This window comes from Hydrogenophaga pseudoflava NBRC 102511 (genome assembly GCF_001592285.1).
Taxonomy (GTDB): domain Bacteria; phylum Pseudomonadota; class Gammaproteobacteria; order Burkholderiales; family Burkholderiaceae_C; genus Hydrogenophaga; species Hydrogenophaga pseudoflava.
Map to the genome: position 1 here is coordinate 192,379 of NZ_BCWQ01000003.1, position 19,415 is coordinate 211,793.

Annotated in this window: 17 protein-coding genes and 1 pseudogene; 10 read left to right on the plus strand and 8 right to left on the minus strand. The window is 67.6% G+C overall.

The genetic code is table 11. The features are described 5' to 3' along the window. The first annotated feature begins 290 nt into the window (after positions 1–290). From HPS01S_RS05730 to HPS01S_RS05740, 3 genes are all read left to right on the plus strand, one after another. On the plus strand, positions 291–998 hold the full coding sequence (locus tag HPS01S_RS05730; RefSeq protein WP_066152278.1) for a hypothetical protein: 708 nt from the start codon (positions 291–293) through the stop codon (positions 996–998). A 312-nt stretch (positions 999–1,310) separates the two neighbouring features. Further along, positions 1,311–3,215 carry a sigma-54-dependent Fis family transcriptional regulator gene (locus HPS01S_RS05735; protein ID WP_066152281.1) on the plus strand — a complete coding sequence of 635 codons (1,905 nt, stop codon included), beginning with the start codon at positions 1,311–1,313 and terminating at the stop codon, positions 3,213–3,215. Between the two features lie 180 nt (positions 3,216–3,395). Then, positions 3,396–5,192, plus strand: a complete 1,797-nt coding sequence (locus HPS01S_RS05740) for an NAD(P)/FAD-dependent oxidoreductase (protein WP_066152569.1) — start codon at positions 3,396–3,398, stop codon at positions 5,190–5,192. A 21-nt stretch (positions 5,193–5,213) separates the two neighbouring features. Here HPS01S_RS05740 and HPS01S_RS05745 read toward each other — a convergent pair whose 3' ends face one another. Both HPS01S_RS05745 and HPS01S_RS22150 read right to left on the minus strand, forming a co-directional pair. Next, positions 5,214–6,113, minus strand: a complete 900-nt coding sequence (locus tag HPS01S_RS05745; RefSeq protein WP_066152284.1) for a DMT family transporter — start codon at positions 6,111–6,113, stop codon at positions 5,214–5,216. A gap of 538 nt (positions 6,114–6,651) precedes the next feature. Then, positions 6,652–7,170, minus strand: a pseudogene (locus HPS01S_RS22150) (flavin reductase family protein); the annotation flags it as partial. 86 nt (positions 7,171–7,256) lie between these two features. Here HPS01S_RS22150 and HPS01S_RS05755 point away from each other — a divergent pair. Genes HPS01S_RS05755 through HPS01S_RS05775 form a run of 5 tightly spaced genes read left to right on the plus strand, consistent with a single transcriptional unit; the run spans position 7,257 to position 12,388 of the window. Next, entirely contained in the window at positions 7,257–8,309 is a 1,053-nt protein-coding gene (locus HPS01S_RS05755; protein ID WP_066152287.1) for a 2,5-dihydroxypyridine 5,6-dioxygenase NicX family protein, read from the plus strand. After that, entirely contained in the window at positions 8,306–9,124 is an 819-nt protein-coding gene (locus HPS01S_RS05760) for an alpha/beta fold hydrolase (RefSeq protein WP_066152290.1), read from the plus strand. Before HPS01S_RS05755 ends, HPS01S_RS05760 begins: the two co-directional genes overlap by 4 nt. Positions 9,125–9,156: 32 nt before the next feature. After that, entirely contained in the window at positions 9,157–10,428 is a 1,272-nt protein-coding gene (locus HPS01S_RS05765) for an acyl-CoA dehydrogenase family protein (RefSeq protein ID WP_066152293.1), read from the plus strand. A 27-nt stretch (positions 10,429–10,455) separates the two neighbouring features. Beyond that, positions 10,456–11,388, plus strand: coding sequence for a M14 family zinc carboxypeptidase (locus HPS01S_RS05770; protein WP_084397089.1), 933 nt, complete (start codon positions 10,456–10,458; stop codon positions 11,386–11,388). A gap of 22 nt (positions 11,389–11,410) precedes the next feature. Continuing rightward, positions 11,411–12,388 carry a LysR family transcriptional regulator ArgP gene (locus HPS01S_RS05775; protein ID WP_084397091.1) on the plus strand — a complete coding sequence of 326 codons (978 nt, stop codon included), beginning with the start codon at positions 11,411–11,413 and terminating at the stop codon, positions 12,386–12,388. On the opposite strand, the gene HPS01S_RS22155 is transcribed toward HPS01S_RS05775, so the two are convergent. Together HPS01S_RS22155 and HPS01S_RS22160 are read right to left on the minus strand one after the other, a co-directional pair. Continuing rightward, positions 12,375–12,830, minus strand: coding sequence for a fasciclin domain-containing protein (locus HPS01S_RS22155; RefSeq protein ID WP_066152297.1), 456 nt, complete (start codon positions 12,828–12,830; stop codon positions 12,375–12,377). The genes HPS01S_RS05775 and HPS01S_RS22155 overlap by 14 nt on opposite strands. Positions 12,831–12,884: 54 nt before the next feature. Next, a complete protein-coding gene (locus HPS01S_RS22160) occupies positions 12,885–13,394 on the minus strand; it encodes a fasciclin domain-containing protein (protein ID WP_255284165.1) in 510 nt (169 codons plus the stop codon). Between the two features lie 207 nt (positions 13,395–13,601). On the opposite strand from HPS01S_RS22160, the gene HPS01S_RS05790 reads away from it, so the two are divergent. Then, positions 13,602–14,240 (plus strand): TetR/AcrR family transcriptional regulator, encoded by a 639-nt coding sequence (locus HPS01S_RS05790; RefSeq protein ID WP_066152300.1) that lies wholly within the window; start codon positions 13,602–13,604, stop codon positions 14,238–14,240. Between the two features lie 15 nt (positions 14,241–14,255). Here HPS01S_RS05790 and HPS01S_RS05795 read toward each other — a convergent pair whose 3' ends face one another. The 3 genes from HPS01S_RS05795 to HPS01S_RS05805 all read right to left on the minus strand — a co-directional run bounded on the left by HPS01S_RS05795 (position 14,256) and on the right by HPS01S_RS05805 (position 16,567). Then, complete coding sequence (locus HPS01S_RS05795) at positions 14,256–14,678, minus strand: universal stress protein (RefSeq protein WP_066152303.1); 423 nt, start codon at positions 14,676–14,678, stop codon at positions 14,256–14,258. Positions 14,679–14,750: 72 nt separating this feature from the next. Further along, complete coding sequence (locus HPS01S_RS05800; protein ID WP_066152306.1) at positions 14,751–15,581, minus strand: metallophosphoesterase; 831 nt, start codon at positions 15,579–15,581, stop codon at positions 14,751–14,753. After that, a complete protein-coding gene (locus tag HPS01S_RS05805) occupies positions 15,578–16,567 on the minus strand; it encodes a LysR family transcriptional regulator (RefSeq protein WP_066152582.1) in 990 nt (329 codons plus the stop codon). The genes HPS01S_RS05800 and HPS01S_RS05805 overlap by 4 nt, the downstream gene beginning before the upstream one ends. A 103-nt stretch (positions 16,568–16,670) precedes the next feature. On the opposite strand from HPS01S_RS05805, the gene HPS01S_RS05810 reads away from it, so the two are divergent. Then, on the plus strand, positions 16,671–17,228 hold the full coding sequence (locus HPS01S_RS05810; protein ID WP_066152309.1) for a hypothetical protein: 558 nt from the start codon (positions 16,671–16,673) through the stop codon (positions 17,226–17,228). Between the two features lie 81 nt (positions 17,229–17,309). Here the strand turns inward: HPS01S_RS05810 and HPS01S_RS05815 are convergent, their stop codons facing one another. After that, on the minus strand, positions 17,310–19,184 hold the full coding sequence (locus tag HPS01S_RS05815) for a phosphoenolpyruvate carboxykinase (GTP) (protein ID WP_066152312.1): 1,875 nt from the start codon (positions 19,182–19,184) through the stop codon (positions 17,310–17,312). Positions 19,185–19,415 lie beyond the last annotated feature (231 nt).

The following is a 19,415-nucleotide window of genomic DNA, read 5'->3' on the forward strand; positions in this document are numbered from 1 at the left end:
AGCCGGTCTTGTCAAATCGGACCGCGAGGTCTGCCGGTCACTTGGTCGTCGGTTCGTCAACTCCGAAGTATGAGCATCTACGTTCAAGACGCACTCGGAAAGACTCACAAGGCACGGTGGCAAGGCAAGATGCCGCAATGAGGTCTACCCCTTCGCCCAAGCGCGCTGTCGGCGCACTCAGCCTAAAAGTTATGTCCCTCAGTCGTTAGGTCCCCGATTCACTTCCTCGTATGGCCACAGAGTCACAAAACACAATCCCGACTTGGGCGCTGCCAGCCTTCTCATGGCTAGTGTCGTTCTACTTCTTGTTCGGCTTCTGCGCGAACGTCGGATTTCCTCCAGCTCGGACACTGCTTCTGGGGGACGCGCTCTACGTTGCTCTCTGGCTGTTTTTTCTGTTTCTGCCCTTTTTCAGCAAAGTCAAGGTTGGCTCGTTCCTTGAATTGGAACGTCAGGTGCAGCAAGCGAAGGATGAGTTGCGTGAGTTCAAGGCGGAAGTTCGGAATAGCGTCTCTGTGCTTTCCACCAACGTAAACACAATCGGTGGCATGACCAATCAAGTGACGGTGAATCTCCCCGGTCTTGCCGAACTACGCGAGGCAAGGCAGATGGTGGATGACAAAGCCCCTCCAGACACCAAACAGTCAGCCGAAAGTGTTGAGGCTCGCCTCGTTCTGCAGAGTGAGGATCCAACACTCGCTCTCGCAAAGACTCGGATCGACATCGAAAGACTGCTTCGCGAATCACTTGGGAAGCGCATCATGGTTCCCACAGTTGATGAGTCTATGAAGTTTGCGAGCATTAACCAGCTGTTCCAGATCTTCCTCGCACGGTACGAAGAGTTCTCTTATTTGCGGCAGCCGTTCAAGTACGTCATTCAAGTCTGCAACGCGGCAATCCATGCCCAGCGTGTTCCTGAAGCGGAAGCGCAAGAGGCTCTTGCCCTCGGAGCGCAGATCATCGCAGTTCTCGAGAAGTACGCTGGCTTACCTGAGTGAGGTCCAGCCCGCTCGCTCAACTACCGATTCGCTACACCGCCATTCCTTGATCGTGGGATTCGGCTCGTACGTCGGGCCACACAGTGACTCACGAGTACCCGGCGTGCCCAATCTCCAGTGCTTGGGGCAGAAAAGGGTGATCATGGGGCAACAGCTGGGAGGATGGGCCGTGTGCCTTCGCGCTGCATCACAGACCTGCACCTAGTCCACACAATCATTTCCCCGGGTAAACCCTCCATTGACACCACCCCGCGCTGATCCGAAGGTGCAAGGCTTTCCGCAGCCTGCCAGCCTTCACCCCGGAGACGCGCCATGCAACACGCCACCACCAGCCCGCACCAGCACATCGCCACCGTGATGCAGGTGGCCGCGGACGGCGTGGGTGCGCAGGCGGCGGCGCGGCATGAGCAGGTGATCCGCGATTCGTGGCTGCGCTGTGTGCAGCAGCACCGGCTGGACCCGACGCGCATGCAGGAGGCCGTCATCCTGCCGCAGGCGCGCCTGCGCGAGCACCAGGACCAGATGGAGGCGCTGCTGCAGATCGCGCGCCACGGGCTGGAGTCGCTCTACAGCAAGGTCGCGGGGCTGGGCTATGTCGTGCTGCTGACCGACGCGCGCGGTGTGACGGTGGACTTTCTTGGCGACCTGGTGTTCGAGCCCAGCCTGCGCAAGGCAGGCCTGTACCTCGGCGCGGACTGGAGCGAGCACCACGCCGGCACCTGCGGCGTGGGCACTTGCATCAGCACCGGTCAGGCGCTGACAGTTCACCTGGACGACCACTTCGACGCGACCCACATTCCGCTGACCTGCACCACCGCGCCGGTGTACGACAGCGCGGGGCAGCTGAGCGCGGTGCTGGACATTTCGCAGCTCAGTTCCAACCAGCCCAAGGAGAGCCAGCACCTGGCGCTGCAGCTGGTGAAGATGTACGCGCACGACATCGAGAACGCGGCCTTCCTGCACCGCCACCGGCACGACTGGGTGCTGCGCCTGTCGCAGGCGCCGCAGTTCCTGGACGTGCAGCCGGACTACCTGCTGGCGCTGGACGCCAACGGCCGCGTGGTGGGCCACAACCGGCGGGCACAACTGGCGTTGCAGAACGGCGAGCCGCTGCTGGGCATGGGCTTCGAGCAGCTGTTCGGGCTGCCGTTTGGCCAGATCGGCCGCTTCGTGATGACCCAGCCGTCGGACCAGCGCGCGGTGATGCTGGCGGGCGGCAAACAGCTGGTGTTTCTCTCGGCGGTGCCGCCGCCGGCGCGGCCGGTGGCGAGCGCGCCGCGCGAGGAACGCCGCGTGCCCGCGCCGCTGGCCGCGCTGTCGGCCGGTGACGCTGCGCTGGACCGGCAGGTGGAGCGCGTGGCCCGGCTGGTGAACACCCCCATCAGCCTGCTGATCACCGGCGAGACCGGCTCGGGCAAGGAGTATTTCGCCAAGGCGGTGCACAGCGCGAGCGAGCGGCGCAGCCGGCCGTTCGTGGCCGTGAATTGCGCGGCGATTCCGGAGCACCTGATCGAGAGCGAGCTGTTCGGCCACCTGCCGGGCAGCTTTTCGGGTGCCTCACCCAAGGGCAAGCGCGGCCTGATCGCCGAGGCCGACGGCGGCACGCTGTTCCTCGACGAGATCGGCGATATGCCGCTGGCGCTGCAGGCGCGGTTGCTGCGCGTGTTGTCCGAACGCGAGGTCCTGCCGGTGGGCGCAACCAAGCCGGTGCCGGTGAACATCCGCGTGATCGCGGCGACGCACGCGCCGCTGGAGCAGCTGGTGCTGGCGGGCCGTTTCCGCGACGACCTGTACTACCGCCTCAAGGGCGCGCACATCCAGCTCCCGCCGCTGCGCGAGCGCAGCGACCTGGGCGCGATGATCACGCGCCTGCTGGGCGGCCGCGCCATCACGCCCGCCGCGCTGCAGCGCCTGCTGGCGCACCGCTGGCCGGGCAACCTGCGCGAGCTGCGCAACGTGCTCGACTATGCGGCCAGTCTGTGCGCGGACGGGGCCATCGACCTGGACGACCTGCCGGAGCTGCAGGTGGCGCGCTTGCCCCTGCGGGCCGATGCGGGTGAGGCCGCGCACGACGACGGACCGGAAGCGCTGCTGCAGGCGCTGCGCGCCGCGCACTGGAACGTGAGCGCGGTGGCGCGGGCGATGGGGCTTTCGCGCATGACGCTCTACCGCCGGATGAAGCGCGCCGGCATCGTGCCGCCCAACCGCATGGAGTGAACGCGTGGGGCGTGACAGCTGTCACTCTGGGTGGGTGACAGGTGCACGGGGTGTGACACCCGCCGCCGCTGTCAAACGGTAAACAGATCAAGCACTTGCGCGCGCCGCCCGCATGGCACGCGTCTTGTGATGCAGAAGGCACCGGCCCGCACCGAGGCCGGCATCACAGGAGACAAACCCATGACTGCAAACACGCCCTCCCAGCGGGCCCAGCGCTGGCTGGACGCTTTCGGAGCCGCCCTGGCCTCCGGCAACCCCGACAACGTGCTGCCCCTCTTCGACGCCGACTGCTACTGGCGCGACCTCGTGTCCTTCACCTGGAACATCCGCACGCAGGAAGGCCACGACGCGGTGCGCGACATGCTCGCCGCGCGCCAGGCCGACGCGGGCGCGTCGAACTTCCAGCTTGAAGGCGAGGCCACCGAGGCCGATGGTGTCACCGAGGCCTGGTTCACCTTCGAGACCCGTGTCTCGCGCGGCCGGGGCCACCTTCGTCTGAAGGGTGACAAGGCCTGGACCCTGCTGACCACCATGGTCGAGCTCAAGGGCTTTGAAGAGAAGAAGGGCGCCAACCGCATCAAGGGCGCCGAGCACGGCGTGCACAAGGGCCGCAAGAGCTGGCTCGAACTGCGGCAGGACGAGCAGGCGCGCCTGGGCTACGAGGAGCAGCCCTATGTGCTGATCATCGGCGGCGGGCAGGGCGGCATCATCCTGGCCGCGCGGCTGCGCCGCCTGGGCGTGCCCACCATCGTGGTGGAGAAGAACCCGCGGCCCGGCGACAGCTGGCGCAACCGCTACAAGAGCCTGTGCCTGCACGACCCGGTCTGGTACGACCACCTGCCCTACATGCCGTTCCCGGACGACTGGCCGGTGTTCGCGCCCAAGGACAAGGTGGGCGACTGGCTGGAGATGTACACCAAGGTCATGGAGATCAACTACTGGGGCTCTACCACCGCGAAGAAGGCCAGCTACGACGAGGCCAAGGGCGAGTGGACCGTGGTGGTGGACCGCAACGGTGAAGAGGTGACGCTGCGGCCGAAACAGCTGGTGTTCGCGCTCGGCGTGTCGGGCTACCCCAACGTGCCCAAGATTGCGGGCGCCGAGACCTTCGAGGGCGACCAGCACCACTCCAGCAAGCACCCCGGCCCCGAGAAGTACGCGGGCAAGAAGGCGGTGGTGCTGGGCTCCAACAACTCGGCGCACGACATCTGCGCGGCGCTCTGGGAACACGGCGCGGACGTGACCATGATCCAGCGCAGCAGCACGCACATCGCGCCGTCGAACTCGCTGATGGAACTGGCGCTGGGCGGGCTCTACAGCGAAGAGGCGGTGAAGAACGGCATCGACCACCACAAGGCCGACCTGATCTTCGCCAGCGTGCCCTACAAGATCATGCACACCTTCCACATCCCCGTGTACGAGGAGATGAAGAAGCGCGACGCCGACCTCTACAGCCGGCTGGAGAAGGCGGGCTTCCTGCTCGATTTCGGCGACGACGGCTCGGGCCTGTTCATGAAGTACCTGCGCCGCGGTTCGGGCTACTACATCGACGTCGGCGCGAGCGAGCTGGTGGCCAACGGCAGCATCAAGCTCAAGAGCGGCGTGAACATCGAGCGCATCAACCCGAAGAGCGTCACGCTCTCCGACGGCACCGAGCTGCCGGCCGACCTCATCGTCTACGCCACCGGCTATGGCTCGATGAACCACTGGCTGGCCGATCTGGTGTCGCCCGAGGTGGCCGACCGCGTTGGCAAGGTCTGGGGCCTGGGGTCGAGTACGACGAAGGACCCCGGGCCGTGGGAAGGCGAGCTGCGCAACATGTGGAAGCCGACCAACCAGAAGCAGCTCTGGATTCACGGTGGCAACCTGCACCAGAGCCGCCACTATTCGCAGTTCCTGTCGCTGCAACTGAAGGCGCGCTACGAAGGGCTGGACACGCCGGTCTACGGGCAGGCGGCGGTGCACCACCTGCGGTGATCGTCTGAAGGGACGTGCTGGTCAGCCCTTGCGGCTCACCAGCACGATCCCCGCCGCCACGCCCAGCAGTGCCAGCACCAGCTGCAGGGTCAGCGGCTCGCCCAGCAGCACCACGCCGAACACCAGCGCGAACAGCGGGGTGAGGAAGGTGAATGTGGCCATCTGCGTCGCGGGGTAGTGGCGCAGCATCCACATCCAGGCCAGGTAGCTGGCGAAGGCGCCCACGGCGGTCTGCAGGAAGACCGAGCCCCAGGCCAGCGCGGAGTAGTCGAAGCTCCAGGTTTCGCCCAGCGCCAGCGACAGCACCGGGCAGACCACGGCGGTCACGCTCAGCTGGTAGAACAGCGACTTCTCGGCCTGGATAGAGGCCACCTTGGTGGTGCGGATGGCGATGGTGGTCAGGCCCCAGAACATGCCCGCTGCCAGGCCCATGGCGTCGCCTTTCCACTGCCCTGGCGCGGAGCCGTGCAGGAAGGCTTCGCTGAAGGCGATGCCCACCGCGCCGAAGGCGATCACCAGGCCGATCCACTGGATCGTGCGCAGCTTCTCCGACGGCACGAAGCGCGGCAGCAGCACCGCCACCCAGAACGGGCTGGTGTAGAGGAACACCGTCAGGCGCGAGGCACTGGTGTGCTGCAGCCCGAGATAGATCAGGCAGAACTCGGCCGCGAACAGCAGGCCCACGATCAGGCCGCCCTGGAGCGAGCCATCGCTGTTGAACAGCTTCACGCCCCGGAACTGGCACCAGAGCCAGAGCAGGGCGGTGGCGCCGGCCATGCGCACGGAGGCCTGCCACAGCGGCGGGATTTCACGGCCCGCGAACTTGATCAGGATCTGCTGGAAGCCCCAGAAGGCGCAGCAGGCCACCAGCACGGTGATGGCGAAGGTGTCGAGGTGGTCTTTGCGTTGGACGGCGGTCATGGGGGCAGGAGGGTAGCGCAGGCGCGACGCGACGGGTGTCGCGCGCGGCGCGTCATTGGCCGGAGGCGAGGCGTTGCAGATGGCGCTTGAGCGTGTCCGCCTCGTGCGCCGACCAGCGCGAGAGCAGATGGCTTTCCTGCGCGCGGGCCTGTTCGATCAGCGCGGCGGCGATGCGCCGGCCTTCGGCGGTGGCGGCCACCAGGGTGCGGCGCTGGTCGGCCGGGTCGGCCAGCAGTGCCAGCAGGCCGTCCTCGGCCATGCGCTGCACGAGCTTGGTGACGGTGGGCTGTTTGGCCAGCACGTCGTGCGCCAGCTGGCCGACGGCGATGGCGCCCTGGTTCTCGGGGTGGCTGAGCGCGGCGTCGTGCAGCACGGCCAGCACGCGCCAGGCGATGTGGGTCAGGCCCTGGGCGGCGATGGCGTTCTCGAAGTCCCGGTAGACCGCATGGCTGGCCTGGCCGAGCAGGTAGCCCAGGTAGCTGCCGACGAAGCGGCCGTCGGGCGGCCGCGGCGCGCTCGCGTCGGCCGGTGCGCCGTGCAGCGGGTGCTCGGTGTAGAAGCGGCCGCCGTGGTAGAGCAGGGGCGAGGCGTCGGCGCGGCGCGCGCAGCGCTCGACCTCGCCGACGAAGATCACGTGGTCGCCCTCGGTGTACTGGCTGCGGTTGAAGCACTCGAAGGTGGCGACGCTGCCTTCGAGCAGCGGCGCGCCGCCCGCGCCGTCGGTGTAGGCGACCCCGGCCCAGCGGTCGACGCCGCGCGCGGCAAAGCGCTCGGCCAGCGCCTGCTGGTCGGCGGCCAGCACATTGATCGCGTAGTGCCGGCCGTTGCTGAACACCGCCATCGAGCCGGCCGCCTTGCCCAGGCTCCACAGCACCAGCGGCGGGTCCAGCGAGACGGAATTGAACGAGCTGGCCGTCAGGCCGACGGGCTCACCCTGGTCGTTGCGCGCCGTGACGATGGTGACGCCGGTCGCGAACATGCCCAGCGTCGCGCGGAAGTCGCGCGGCGAAAAATCGGGCGGTTGGGCGGCGTGGCCGGCGGCACGGGACGGGGACATGGCTGCAATTTATATGAAAATTCATGAATAATGGGCCCGCGACCGCCATTTCCCCGATGGCAGGCCCCCCAAACAGGAGACAACCCATGTTGCAGGAGCGGATCGAACCCGCCTGGATCGACGCGTTTGAAGCGGTGCTGCGGCGCTGTGCGCTGCAGCCGGGCGACACGGTGGCGATTCTCAACGAAAGCCAGAGCCGTCCGGTGCTGGTCGAGCTGGCGCGCCTGGCGGCGGCGCGGCTCGGGGCCCCGGCCTTCGTGCTGACCCTGCCCTCCGTGTTCGGCGCCGCGGGCGAACCCGTGACGCGCTCCACCGGGGCATCACCGGCCATTCAACAGCAGTTGCCGGTGATCGCGGCATTGCAGGCCTGCACCTTGGTGATCGATTGCACGGTCGAGGGCCTGATGCATGCGCCCGAGCTGCCCGCCATCCTGCAGGGCAACGGCATCACGCAGCCGCGCGTCGTCTACGTCAGCAACGAGCACCCCGAAGCGCTGGCGCGCCTGCTGCCCGACGACGCGACCGAGGCGCGGGTGAAGGAACACGTCAAGCGCCTGCGCGGCGCGAAGGCCATGCGCGTGACCTCGCCCGCCGGCACCGAGCTCACGGTCTCGCTGCAGGGTGCGGTGGTGGGCGGCAACTGGGGCAGCACCACACGTCCCGGCACGCTGACCCACTGGCCCGGCGGCCTGGTGCTGGCCTTCCCGGCGGCGGGCAGCGTCAGCGGCCGGCTGGTGCTGGCCGAGGGCGACGTGAACCTGACCTTCAAGCGCTACATCGAACGCCCGATCACGCTGACCATCGAACACGACTACGTGACCCACATCGACGGCGGCGGCGTGGACGCCGAACTGCTGCGCAGCTACTTCGCGGCCTGGGGGGAGAAGGAGGCGTATGCCGTGAGCCACGTGGGCTACGGCCTGTGCGAGGCCGCGCGCTGGGACAGCATGGCGCTTTACGACAAACGCGACTTCAACGGCACCGAGCTGCGCGCCTTCGCCGGCAACTTCCTCTACAGCACCGGCGCCAACGAAACCGCCGGCCGCTACACGCGCGGCCACTTCGACTGGCCGATGCGCGACTGCACCGTGGCGCTCGACGGCACGCTCGTCGTCGACGCAGGAAAGGTTGTGTCTTGAACAGCCTACCTACCTTCACGACGCTGGGCGACGGCGAGACCACCGTGCTCATGCTGCACGGCATCGGCGGCGGGCACCTGGCCTTTGCGCCGCAGGTCGAGACCCTGGCCAGTGTGGGCTACCGCGCGGTGGCCTGGGACATGCCCGGCTACGGCCACAGCGCGCCCATCGAGCCCTACACCTTCAAGGGGCTGGCGCAGAGCTGCATCAACCTCATCGACGCGCTGCAGTGCGACAGCGTGGTTCTTGTAGGACACAGCATGGGTGGCATGGTGGCGCAGGAAGTCGTGGCCAGGCGCCCAGAGAAAGTGTGCAAGCTCATGCTCTGCGGCACCTCGGCCGCCTTCGGCAAGCGCAGCGACGGCAAGTCGGCCGAGGTCTGGGCGCAGCAGTTCATCGCGCAACGCACCGCGCCGCTGGACGCGGGCCAGAGCATGGCCGACATGGCCGCGAAGCTGGTGCCGCAGATGGTCGGCCCGGGCTCGCTGCCCGAAGGCGTGCGCCTGGCCGAGCAGTGCATGGGCCGCGTGCCGGCCGCCACCTACCGCCGCGCGCTGGACTGCATCGTCACCTTCGACCGGCAGGCCGCGCTGGCCCACATCGGCGTGCCCACGCTGCTGGTGGGCGGCGAGTTCGACCGTGTGGCCTCGCCCGCGGTGATGAAGCAGATGGCGCAGCAGATCCCGAACGCGCGCTACACCGAGATGGCCGGCGTGGGCCACCTGATGAACCTGGAAGCGCCCGACGAGTTCGACCGCATCCTGCTGGATTTCCTCCGCGAGTCCGCGCCGAGGGCGCGCCCGGACCTGCACTGAATCCGACACCCCCACCAGAGGAGACAACCCCGATGAGCACCCGCCCCGTCAACCCGGTCACCGGCCTGGACTTCACCCCCGCCGTGGGCGACATGCCCTTCACGCCGCTGCAGCGCGAGTGGCTGGCCAGGGCGCACGCGCTGGGCCGCGACAAGTTCGCGGCGCGCGCGGCCCAGTGGGACCAGGAAGCGAGCTTCCCCTTCGCCAACTACGACGACCTGCGCGAACAGGGCTTCCTCAGGCTCTGCGTGCCGGTCGAGTTCGGCGGCGCGGGGGCGGACTTCCCGACCTACATGATGGTGGCGGCCGAGATCGGGCGCTTCTGCGGTGCCACCGCGCTGACCTGGAACATGCACATCTGCTCGACCATGTGGACCGGCGTGCTGGCCGACGGCATCGCGATGAGCGAGGAGCAGCGCGCCGAACACGCGGCGCGGCGCAAGCTGCACTTCGCGCGCATCGTGAACGAGGGCAAGCTCTACGCCCAGCCCTTCAGCGAGGGCACGGCGGCGGCGGCGGGCCGTGCGCCCTTTGGCACCACGGCGAAAAAAGTCGAGGGCGGCTGGCTCATCAACGGCCGCAAGATCTGGGCGAGCCTCTCGGGCGCGGCCGACTACTACGGCGTGCTCTGCACCGAAGACAAGGGCGACCACCACCCCGACGCGCGCGACACGCTCTACATCAGCGTGCCCGCCACGGCCGAGGGCTTCTCCATCAGCGGCGACTGGGACCCGCTGGGCATGCGCGGCACCGTCAGCCGCAACCTCACGTTCAAGGACGTGTTCGTGAGCGACGACGAGCAGCTCATGCCGCGCGGCATCTACTTCAAGGGCGCGCAGACCTGGCCGGCCATGTTCTTCACGCTCTCGCCCACTTACCTGGGCGTGGCGAACGCGGCCTACGACTTCACGGTGCAGTACCTGCGCGGCGAGGTGCCGGGCGAGCCACCGATCAAGCGCCGCCAGTTCCCCACCAAGCAGATCACGGTGGCGCAGATGCGGCTGCAGCTCGAAGCCATGAAGAGCCTGTTCACCCGCGCCATCTTCGAGGCCAAACCCAACCCGAGCAAGGACGAGAAGCTGCGCCTCTACGCCGCGCACCACGCGGTGATGGAAGGCGCCAACGACCTCGCGCGGCTGGCCATCCGCACCTGCGGCGGCCAGAGCATGCTCAAGCACCTGCCGCTGGAGCGCCTGTACCGCGACAGCCGCTGCGGCGCGCTGATGCTGCCTTGGACGGCCGAGCTGATCCTCGACCGCATGGGCCGCGAGACCTTGTACGAGCCTGGCGAAAAGGACGAGTGAGCGGGGCGGGTCCCTAGAATTGCGGGGATGACCCGACGCCCCGCTGCCGCTTCTTCTGAACGCCCACCTCGCCCTTGGTGCCGCCTGCCGGTGGCGCTGGCGCTGCTGGCGGCCTTGGGTGGGACTTCCCTGGCGGCGCTGGCGCAGCCGTTCGCGAAGGCGCCGGTCGACCCCTGCATCGAGTTCGTCGCGCGCCTGCCCAACGTGAAGGCAGCGCTGTGCCGCGCGGCCAAGCTCAAGCCCACCAGCGGTGGCGTGTCGGTGCAGGGCCGCACGCTGTACCAGCGCGACGTGATGGCCCCCGACGCCAAGGTGCGGGTGCTGGTGGTGGGCGCGATGCACGGCGACGAGCTGTCCTCGGCCGCCGTGGCCCTGCACTGGATCCAGCGCGCCGTGGAGACACCGTCCAACGTGCACTGGCGCTTCATCCCGGCGCTCAACCCCGACGGCCTGATGGCGCGACCGGCCAAGCGGGTCAACGCCCGCGGCGTCGACCTCAACCGCAATTTCCCGACGCCCAACTGGACGCGCGACGCCAAGATCTACTGGGAACAACGGACGCAGAAAGACCCGCGCCGCTGGCCCGGCCCCAAGCCGCTGTCCGAGCCCGAGTCGAAGTTCTTCCACGAAGAGATGGAGCGCTTCCAGCCGGACCTGATCGTGAGCATCCACGCGCCCTACGGCGTGCTCGACTTCGACGGCCCCACCGTGCCGCCGGCGCGCCTGGGCCGCCTCTACCTCGACCAGGTCGGCATCTTCCCCGGCAGCCTGGGCAACTACGGCGGCGTGCACAAGGGCATGCCGGTGGTGACCATCGAGCTGCCCAGCGCCATCCGCACCCCGCTGGACGCCGAGATGCGCCAGATGTGGCTGGACCTGCTGCGCTGGATGAGCGAGCGCGTCATCCCCGCCGAAGGCGACACCAAGGTGCTGCCGGTCAAGGTGAAGAAGACCGGCTGACCACCCCACGCGCGGAGAACGCATGAGCACTTTTGATCCCGACGCCCTGGAGTGTCTGGCCGCCATCATCGAAGAGGGCGGATTTGAGCGCGCGGCGCAGCGCCTGTCGATCACGCAGTCGGCGGTGTCGCAGCGCCTGCGCGCGCTGGAGGCGCAGGTGGGCACCGTGCTCATCGTGCGCAGCCGGCCGCTCAAGCCCACACCCGCGGGGCAACTCATGCTCAAGCACGCCAAGATGATGCGGCTGCTGCGGGCCGATCTGGAGACCGAACTCAGGGAGCTGGCGCCCGGCGCCGGCGGGGCGGGGCGGGACGAGGAGCGCATCTCGATCGCGATCAATGCCGACAGCATCGCCACCTGGGCGATGCCGGCGCTGGACGCACTGGTGCGTCAGGGCCTGCCGGTGGAAATCATCACCGACAACGAGGAATTCACCCAGGAGTGGTTGCGCGAGGGCCAGGTGCTGGGTTGCGTCACCTCGCTGGGGCAGGCGCTGCGCGGCTGCAGGATGGTGCCACTGGGCTGCATGGACTATGTGGCCGTGGCGCAGGCGGATTTCGCCCGCAACCGTTGCCCCAAGGGCCTCAGCGCCCACAACTTCCATCAGCTGCCTTTTGTCGCGTTCAATCGCAAGGACTATCAGCAGCACGGTTTCGTGGAGCAGGCCTTCGGCCTGCCGCGAGTGGGGCTCAAGCAGTTGTATGTGCCGTCCAGCGTCGGGCAGCTGCGAGCGGTTCAGGCCGGCTGGGGCGTGAGCGTGCTGCCCGAGCTGCTGGTGCGCGACCAGCTCGCCACTGGCGAGCTGGTGAACCTGGCGCCGCGGCACCGGCTGAGCGTGACGCTGTACTGGCACTGCTGGAACCTGAGTTCGGGCGTGCTGGACGCACTGACTGCGGCGCTGACCGGGGCGGCCAAGCACAACCTGCTGCCCACCGGCACACAAAAAACCCCGCCGGGGCGGGGTTCGAAGCGCAGGGGTGCGGGCGTCACTTCGGCATGATGACGCTGTCGATGACGTGGATCACGCCGTTGTCGGCGACGATGTCCGTCTTCACCACATTGGCGGCATCCACCTTCACGCCGCCGGTGGTGGCCACGGTGATCTCGCTGCCCTGAACCGTCTTGACCTTGCCGGCCTTGACGTCGGCGGCCATCACCTTGCCCGGGACCACGTGGTAGGTCAGCACGGCGGTCAGCTTGGCCTTGTCCGCCAGCAAGGCATCCAGATCGGCCTTGGGCACCTTGGCGAAGGCTTCGTCGGTGGGCGCAAACACGGTGAACGGGCCCTTGCCCTTGAGCGTGTCGACCAGACCGGCGGCCTGCAGAGCCGTGGCCAGGGTCTTGAACGAGCCTGCCGCAACGGCGGTGTCGACGATGTCCTTGGCGTGGGCGGAACCCAGGGTGGCCAGGGCGATGACGGAGGCGATCAGGGACTTCTTCATGGGTAACTCCTAGGAGGGGTTGATGACAGGGGACGGGAAAAAAAGAACAGGGGATCAGGCCGGCGGCAGGATCACCCGGTCGATCAGGTGCACCACGCCGTTGCTGCACAGGATGTCGGTGGCGACGATGGCCGCCTGGCGGCCGCGGCCGTCGGTGATGCGCAGGTCGCCGCCGACGGTGAAAGTCGCGCCCTGCAGGGTCGCGATGGGGGTGTTGACCGGCACCTGGTCCTTCAGCACCCGGCCGGACACCACGTGGTAGGTGAGCACGGCGGTCAGCAGCGGCTTGTCGGCCAGCAGCGCTTCCTTGGTGACGCCCAGCTCGGCCAGCAGGGCGGCGAACGCGGCGTTGGTGGGCGCGAACACGGTCAATGGCCCGGGCGCGCTGAGGGCGTCGACCAGGCCGGCCGCAACCACGGCCTCCACCAGGATGCTCAGGTTGGGCGTGGCCTGGGCGGTGGCCACGATGTTGGGTGGTGCGTGGTCGTCGTCACCGCCGCCGCAGGCGGTCAGCAGGCCCGCCGCGGCACCGGCCAGCAACAGGGAACGTCTCGGAATCGGCATCTCGGTCTCCTTCAGGCGTGGGGTGGATAGAGACAGCCGGCGCCGGGGCGGGGTGCTCCGGATTCAGGGTCCGCTGCTGTCCGGGCGGGATGTTAGTCGCATAAGATCAAAAAGTGACCAATCAGTATAAAAAATATACTTCTCAGTATGGTTATCTACCTTGGCGTCCATTTGGGGCACAATGCGAGTGCTGCCCAAAGATTGACCATGACCACCGCCGTCTCCTCTCCGACTCCCCGTTCTTCCCCCAAGCGCAGTTTTCGCGAACAGATGCATCTGGCGCGCGAGGACGCGATCGTCTCGGTGGTCAATCGGCTGCTGGCCGAAAAGGGGTTCGAGTCGATGACGGTGGACGAGGTCGCCGCCGAGGTGGGCATCGCCAAGGCCAGCCTCTACAAGCACTTCCCGAGCAAGGAAGACCTGGCGGCCGCTGCGATGGTCAAGGTGATGAACCGGGCGCGGGCCTTCCTGGACACGCTGGACCCGAAGGCGCCGCCGCTGGACCTGCTGCGCCAGGTGGCGCGCTGGACCATGGAGGTGCAGCTGGCCGGTGAAATGCCCTCGCTGCCCAGCGAGAACTCCAGCCTGCGCGCGTCACTGACGACCAACAAGGCCTATGTGGACGGCTTGATGGATGTGAGCGACCGGCTGGGTGCCTGGATCGAGGCGGCCCAGCAGCAGGGCAGCGTCAACCCGGCCCTGCCGCCGATCGCGGTGCTGTACACCCTCTATGCCCGGGCCTGCGACCCGGTCCTGGGGTTTCTCAAAGGGTCTGGCCTGTACAGCGACGGCCAGATCATCGACATGGTGCTCAGCACCTGTTTCGACGGATTGCGCCAGCGCTGAGGCTGGCGCGGTGCGTCAGCGCACCAGCATCACCGGCACGCCGCAGTGCGCCAGCACCTGCGTGGCGACCGAGCCCATCACCAGGTTGCCCAGGGCGCTGTGGCCGTGCGAGCCCATCATGACCAGGTCGTACTTGCCGGTGTCGGCCTGCTTGGCGATCTGTTCGCCGGGGGAGCCGGTCTTGTGCACGACCTTGGGCTCGATGCCGTGGCGCTTCAGGAACTTCACCACAGGCGCGGTGACCTTCTCGGCTTCCTCGGCGTAGTAGCTGTTGGCGACCTCGGCACCGACGGCGGCGCGCGCGCGCGGAGGCAGGGGCATCTGCACGGTGAAGATGGTGAACTCGTTGTTGGCGCTGAACACCTCGAGGTGGGTGGTCAGGTAGGCCAGCATCTTCTTGGTGTATGCGCTGCCGTCCACAGCGAGCAGGATCTTCATGTTCTCTCTCCGGTTGTGTGCCCCTGAGGCGGGCGAATTGCACCAGTGTACGCGCGGGGTGCAGGGTTTTTCCTATGGGATTTCCACATGCACCGTCAGTGTGGGTCTGAAATCGGCCTGCTCACCCTTGCGCGCGTAGCCCAGCGGATTGGCCACGATGCGGCAGCGGCCAACCTGCGCGTCGGTCGCGCAATGCAGGTGTCCGTGCAGCCAGAGATCGGCCAGGGGCAGCAGGTCGTCCAGCGCATTGCAGAAGCCGGCCGTGCCGGGGGCCAGGCCGTAGCGCGGGTCAGCGCTGTGCAGGGTAGGCGCGAAGTGCGTCACCACGACCGTGGGTCCGTCGTGTGGCTGCGCCAGTGCCTCGCGCAGCCAGTCCTGGCACTCCAGTCCGAGCTCGCGCATGGCGGCCGCGTCGAACAGTGCGCCGCTGCGCAGACCGGCCATCTTGTGCAGGTAGAAATTGGCGGCGCGAAAGGCCTTCTCGCGCAGGCGCAGTCGCTCGGTCTCGGTGGCGTCTGCCGGGGCCAGCGCGTCGTAGTCGCTCCAGAGCGTGGTGCCGATGAAGCGCACCCCGTCGATCTGCAGCGTCTCGCGCTCCAGCCAGGCGATGCCGAGCCGGTCGCAGGCGCGGCGCAGGCCCGCGTGCGCCTCGTCCCAGTCGAGGCCGTCGTATTCGTGGTTGCCCGGCACGAACAGCACCGGGGTCGGCCAGCCGCCGTGCTGGGGCAGGGGCGAGAAGCGTCGCAGGCCCCAGTCGGGCTCGTCCATCACCGTGCCGTCTCGCCGTTTCTGGTAGGAGCCGATGTCGCCTGCCAGCACCAGCAGGTCGGCGTCTGCCGCGGGTGTGGCGGCAAAGCTGGCGTCGGTTTCGAGGTGCAGGTCGCTGAGCAGTTGGAGCTTCATGGCGCGATTGTCGGTGCAGCGTCTGCCGCGGCATCCGCAAAGCCCCGCCGCGCCGCGCGCTCGACCGCCTGCCGCAGCCAGCGGTGCGCGCCGTTGTGCGCCGACTGCCGGTGCCACAGGGCGTCGACGTGCACCGCCGGTACCGGCAGCGGCAGCTCGCGCAGCGTCAGCGCCGACTCGATCCCGGTGACCTCGACGAAGTGCCGCGGCAGCACGGTCAGCAGGTCGGTGCTGGCCACCACCCGACCGGCGGTGAAGAACTGGTTGACGGTGATCACCACCCGGCGCTGGCGCGACATCGCCGACAGCGCCTCGTCGACAAAGCCAAAGGGCCGCCCAGAGAAGCTCACCAGCAGGTGGCGCGCGGCGCAGTAGGCGTCGATGGTGAGCGGTTGTCCCGCCAGCGGATGGTCGCGGCGCATCACCACCACGTACTCGCCGTCGTAGAGCCGCTGGTGCAGGAAGCGCGGGGTGTGTTCCTGCAGGTGGATCGCGGTCAGTTCGGCGATCACGCCGGGGAAATGCCCGACCGCCAGGTCCGCTGAACCGGATTCCAGCAGCTCGCGCGGGTCGCGTGTGGTCAGCGGCACGACGCGCAGGTTCACGCCCGGCGCTTCCTTTTCCAGCAGGTCCACCAGTCCGGGCACCAGCTTGGCGGCCGTGGCGTCGGCCATGGCCAGCACGAAGGCCTTGCCTGCGGTCGACGGGTCGAAGTCGGCCGGCGACAGGGACTCGCGCAGCTGCGCCAGCGCGTCCCGCACCGTGGGCCACAGGGCCTGTGCCACCGGCGTCGCCTCCACACCGTAGCCGGAACGCCGCACCAGTTCGTCGCCCAGGTGTTCCCGCAAACGCTTGAGCGCGTTGCTCACCGCCGGCTGCGTCATCGCGAGGTTGTGTGCGGCGCGGGTGAGGTTGCGCTCGGCCATGACCTCGTCGAACACCCTCAGCAGGTTGAGGTCCAGCGTGCGGAAGTTGAGCTCATTCATCATCTTCGTGAATGTAATTCATCACAAAAATAAAGTGGCGTGACATCAGGGTTCACCCTAGTATTCGCCTGTCCAAAAGACAAATTTTTCAAAGGAGTTCGCCATGAGCACCGTCTTCTCTCCCTCTTCCGCCCCCGTCGGCATGGGCACCGCTGCCGACCGGGGTATCGGTCGCACCAGCCGCTTCGACGGCTCGCGCAGCCTGGCCACCATGCTTCTCGCCGCCGCCGTGGCCGCCCTTGTCGTGCTGGCCGACCAGATGATCGGCTCCTGGGCCGATGGCCACCTGTTCCTGGGGTGGGTCGCCCTGTGGGTCGTGATCTTCGCGGGCTCCGCCCTGTTCGCCGGCACCGCCCGCCGCGCGGCGAAGGCCACGCTGCGCTCGCTCGACAGCTGGTCGCGTTCGCTGGCCGAGGCCCGCGCCGAAGCCCGCCTCTGGGACCTGGCCCGCACCGATCCGCGCCTCAAGGCCGAGCTGATGCAGGCCCGTGCCCGCGAAGCCGAACTGGCCGAAGAACTGAACCCTTCGCCCGTTGCGGCGAAGAACGACTATGCGGACGCGCTGGCGCCGATGGGTCTGGACACGGGCTTCTCCGCACCGCTGCGCCGCTGGGCCCAGATGGAAGTGCGCCGCCAGACGGGCTACCTGCCCTACCTGTAAGCCTCCGCTTTCGCCCATGAAAAAAGCCCCCCGGCAGGCGCCGGGGGGCTTTTTGTTTTGGTCGGCCCGTACGGGCCGGGATCAGGCGGCGGTCAGGCGCTGTTCCAGGGCGTTCTTGGTGTCGATCAGGGCCTGGGGCATGTGGTAGGCCAGCTGCTCGAAGTGCGCGTCGTGCAGCTTGAACTCCTCGGCCCAGGCGGCCTTGTCGATGCTCGTGACCTGCGCGAACTGCTCGGCGCTGAAGTCCAGGCCGGTCCAGTTGATCTCGGCGTATTGCGGGGCCACGCCGAACATGGTTTCCTTGCCTTGCGCCTGGCCTTCGATGCGGTCGATCATCCACTTGAGGACGCGCATGTTGTCGCCATAGCCGGGCCACACGAACTTGCCCGCCTCGTCCTTGCGGAACCAGTTCACGCAGAAGATCTTGGGCAGGGTGTGGCCGGATTCTTCCAGCTTGTGCTCCATGTCCAGCCAGTGCTGGAAGTAGTCGCTCATGTTGTAGCCGCAGAACGGCAGCATGGCGAACGGGTCGCGGCGCACCACGCCCTGGGCGCCAAAGGCGGCGGCGGTGGTTTCGGAGCCCATCGTGGCGGCCATGTAGACGCCTTCCATCCAGGTACGTGCCTCGGTCACCAGGGGCACGGTGGTGGAGCGGCGGCCGCCGAAGATGAACGCGTCGATCGCCACGCCGTCGGCGTCGTCCCACTGCGGGTCCAGTGCGGGGTTGTTGGTGGCGGCCACGGTGAAGCGCGAGTTGGGGTGCGCGGCCTTGGTGCCCTTTTCCTTGGCAATCGCCGGGGTCCAGTCCTTGCCCTGCCAGTCGATCAGGTGCTCGGGCAGCGTGCCGGTGTCCTTCTCCATGCCTTCCCACCACACGTCGCCGTCGTCCGTCAGGGCCACGTTGGTGAAGATGACGTTCTTGTCCAGCGAACGCATGCAGTTCGGGTTGGTGTGCATGTTGGTGCCGGGGGCCACGCCGAAGTAGCCGGCCTCGGGGTTGATGGCGTACATCTTTCCGTCGGCATGGGGCTTGATCCAGGCGATGTCGTCACCGATGGTGGTGACCTTCCAGCCTGCAAAGCCCGCCTCGGGCGGCACCAGCATGGAGAAGTTGGTCTTGCCGCAGGCGCTGGGGAAGGCGGCGGCGACGTGGTACTTCTTGCCCTGGGGGTTGGTCACGCCCAGGATCAGCATGTGCTCGGCCAGCCAGCCCTGGTCGCGGCCCATGTTGGAGGCGATGCGCAGCGCGAAGCACTTCTTGCCCAGCAGCGCGTTGCCACCGTAGCCCGAGCCGTAGGACCAGATCTCGCGCGTTTCGGGGAAATGCACGATGTACTTGGTGGTCGGGTTGCAGGGCCAGGTGGTGCTGTCCTTCTGGCCTTCGGCCAGCGGCGCGCCCACGGTGTGCATGCAGGGCACGAAGTCGCCGCTGTCGCCCAGCACGTCGTACACGGCCTTGCCCATGCGGGTCATCAGCTTCTGGTTCACCACCACGTAGGCGCTGTCGGTCAGCTCGATGCCGATGTGGGCGATGTGCGAGCCCAGTGGGCCCATGGAGAACGGCACCACGTACATGGTGCGGCCCTTCATGCAGCCGTCGAACAGCGGGTTCAGGGTGGCGCGCATCTCGGCCGGGGCCATCCAGTTGTTGGTCGGGCCGGCGTCTTCCTTCTTCTCGGAGCAGATGTAGGTGCGGTCTTCCACGCGGGCCACGTCGGACGGGTCGGTCCAGGCCAGGAAGGAGCCCGGGCGCTTGGCCGGGTTGAGCTTCTTGAAGGTGCCGGCGTCGACCAGTTCCTGGCACAGGCGGTCGTATTCTTCCTGGCTGCCGTCGCACCAGACCACGTTGTCGGGCTTGCACAGGGCCACCATGTCGGCCACCCAGGCGATCAGGCGGGCGTGCTTGACGTAGGCGGGGGTGTTGAGGTTGAGGCCCTGCATCACGGGAGAGTTCATCGAAAAGGCTCCGGTAGTTTGAAAGCGGCGGCCAAGAGACACCAACAGCCGCTGGCCACGGAACGGTGGCGGGCGGCTCTGCAAGATCCCTTGGACAAAAAGGGCGGTCGGCGCTCGGGGCTGCAGGGCGGTTGCGGTGCAGCGCGACAGCCAGAAAGGGGGCGGATGATCCCGGGTTCTGGTCCGCGTGTCGGCCTAACCCATCAATTTTAAAAAAGAAGGTCGGTCAGT

Coding starts and splice junctions, on each gene's coding strand:
- HPS01S_RS05815 (WP_066152312.1), bottom strand. CDS start 19,184: ATGAACTCTCCCGTGATGCAGGGCCTCAACCTCAACACCCCCGCCTAC.
- HPS01S_RS05765 (WP_066152293.1), top strand. CDS start 9,157: ATGAGCACCCGCCCCGTCAACCCGGTCACCGGCCTGGACTTCACCCCC.
- HPS01S_RS22155 (WP_066152297.1), bottom strand. CDS start 12,830: ATGAAGAAGTCCCTGATCGCCTCCGTCATCGCCCTGGCCACCCTGGGT.
- HPS01S_RS05740 (WP_066152569.1), top strand. CDS start 3,396: ATGACTGCAAACACGCCCTCCCAGCGGGCCCAGCGCTGGCTGGACGCT.
- HPS01S_RS05775 (WP_084397091.1), top strand. CDS start 11,411: ATGAGCACTTTTGATCCCGACGCCCTGGAGTGTCTGGCCGCCATCATC.
- HPS01S_RS05770 (WP_084397089.1), top strand. CDS start 10,456: ATGACCCGACGCCCCGCTGCCGCTTCTTCTGAACGCCCACCTCGCCCT.
- HPS01S_RS05805 (WP_066152582.1), bottom strand. CDS start 16,567: ATGAATGAGCTCAACTTCCGCACGCTGGACCTCAACCTGCTGAGGGTG.
- HPS01S_RS05810 (WP_066152309.1), top strand. CDS start 16,671: ATGAGCACCGTCTTCTCTCCCTCTTCCGCCCCCGTCGGCATGGGCACC.
- HPS01S_RS05735 (WP_066152281.1), top strand. CDS start 1,311: ATGCAACACGCCACCACCAGCCCGCACCAGCACATCGCCACCGTGATG.
- HPS01S_RS05745 (WP_066152284.1), bottom strand. CDS start 6,113: ATGACCGCCGTCCAACGCAAAGACCACCTCGACACCTTCGCCATCACC.
- HPS01S_RS05795 (WP_066152303.1), bottom strand. CDS start 14,678: ATGAAGATCCTGCTCGCTGTGGACGGCAGCGCATACACCAAGAAGATG.
- HPS01S_RS22160 (WP_255284165.1), bottom strand. CDS start 13,394: ATGCCGATTCCGAGACGTTCCCTGTTGCTGGCCGGTGCCGCGGCGGGC.
- HPS01S_RS05790 (WP_066152300.1), top strand. CDS start 13,602: ATGACCACCGCCGTCTCCTCTCCGACTCCCCGTTCTTCCCCCAAGCGC.
- HPS01S_RS05755 (WP_066152287.1), top strand. CDS start 7,257: ATGTTGCAGGAGCGGATCGAACCCGCCTGGATCGACGCGTTTGAAGCG.
- HPS01S_RS05800 (WP_066152306.1), bottom strand. CDS start 15,581: ATGAAGCTCCAACTGCTCAGCGACCTGCACCTCGAAACCGACGCCAGC.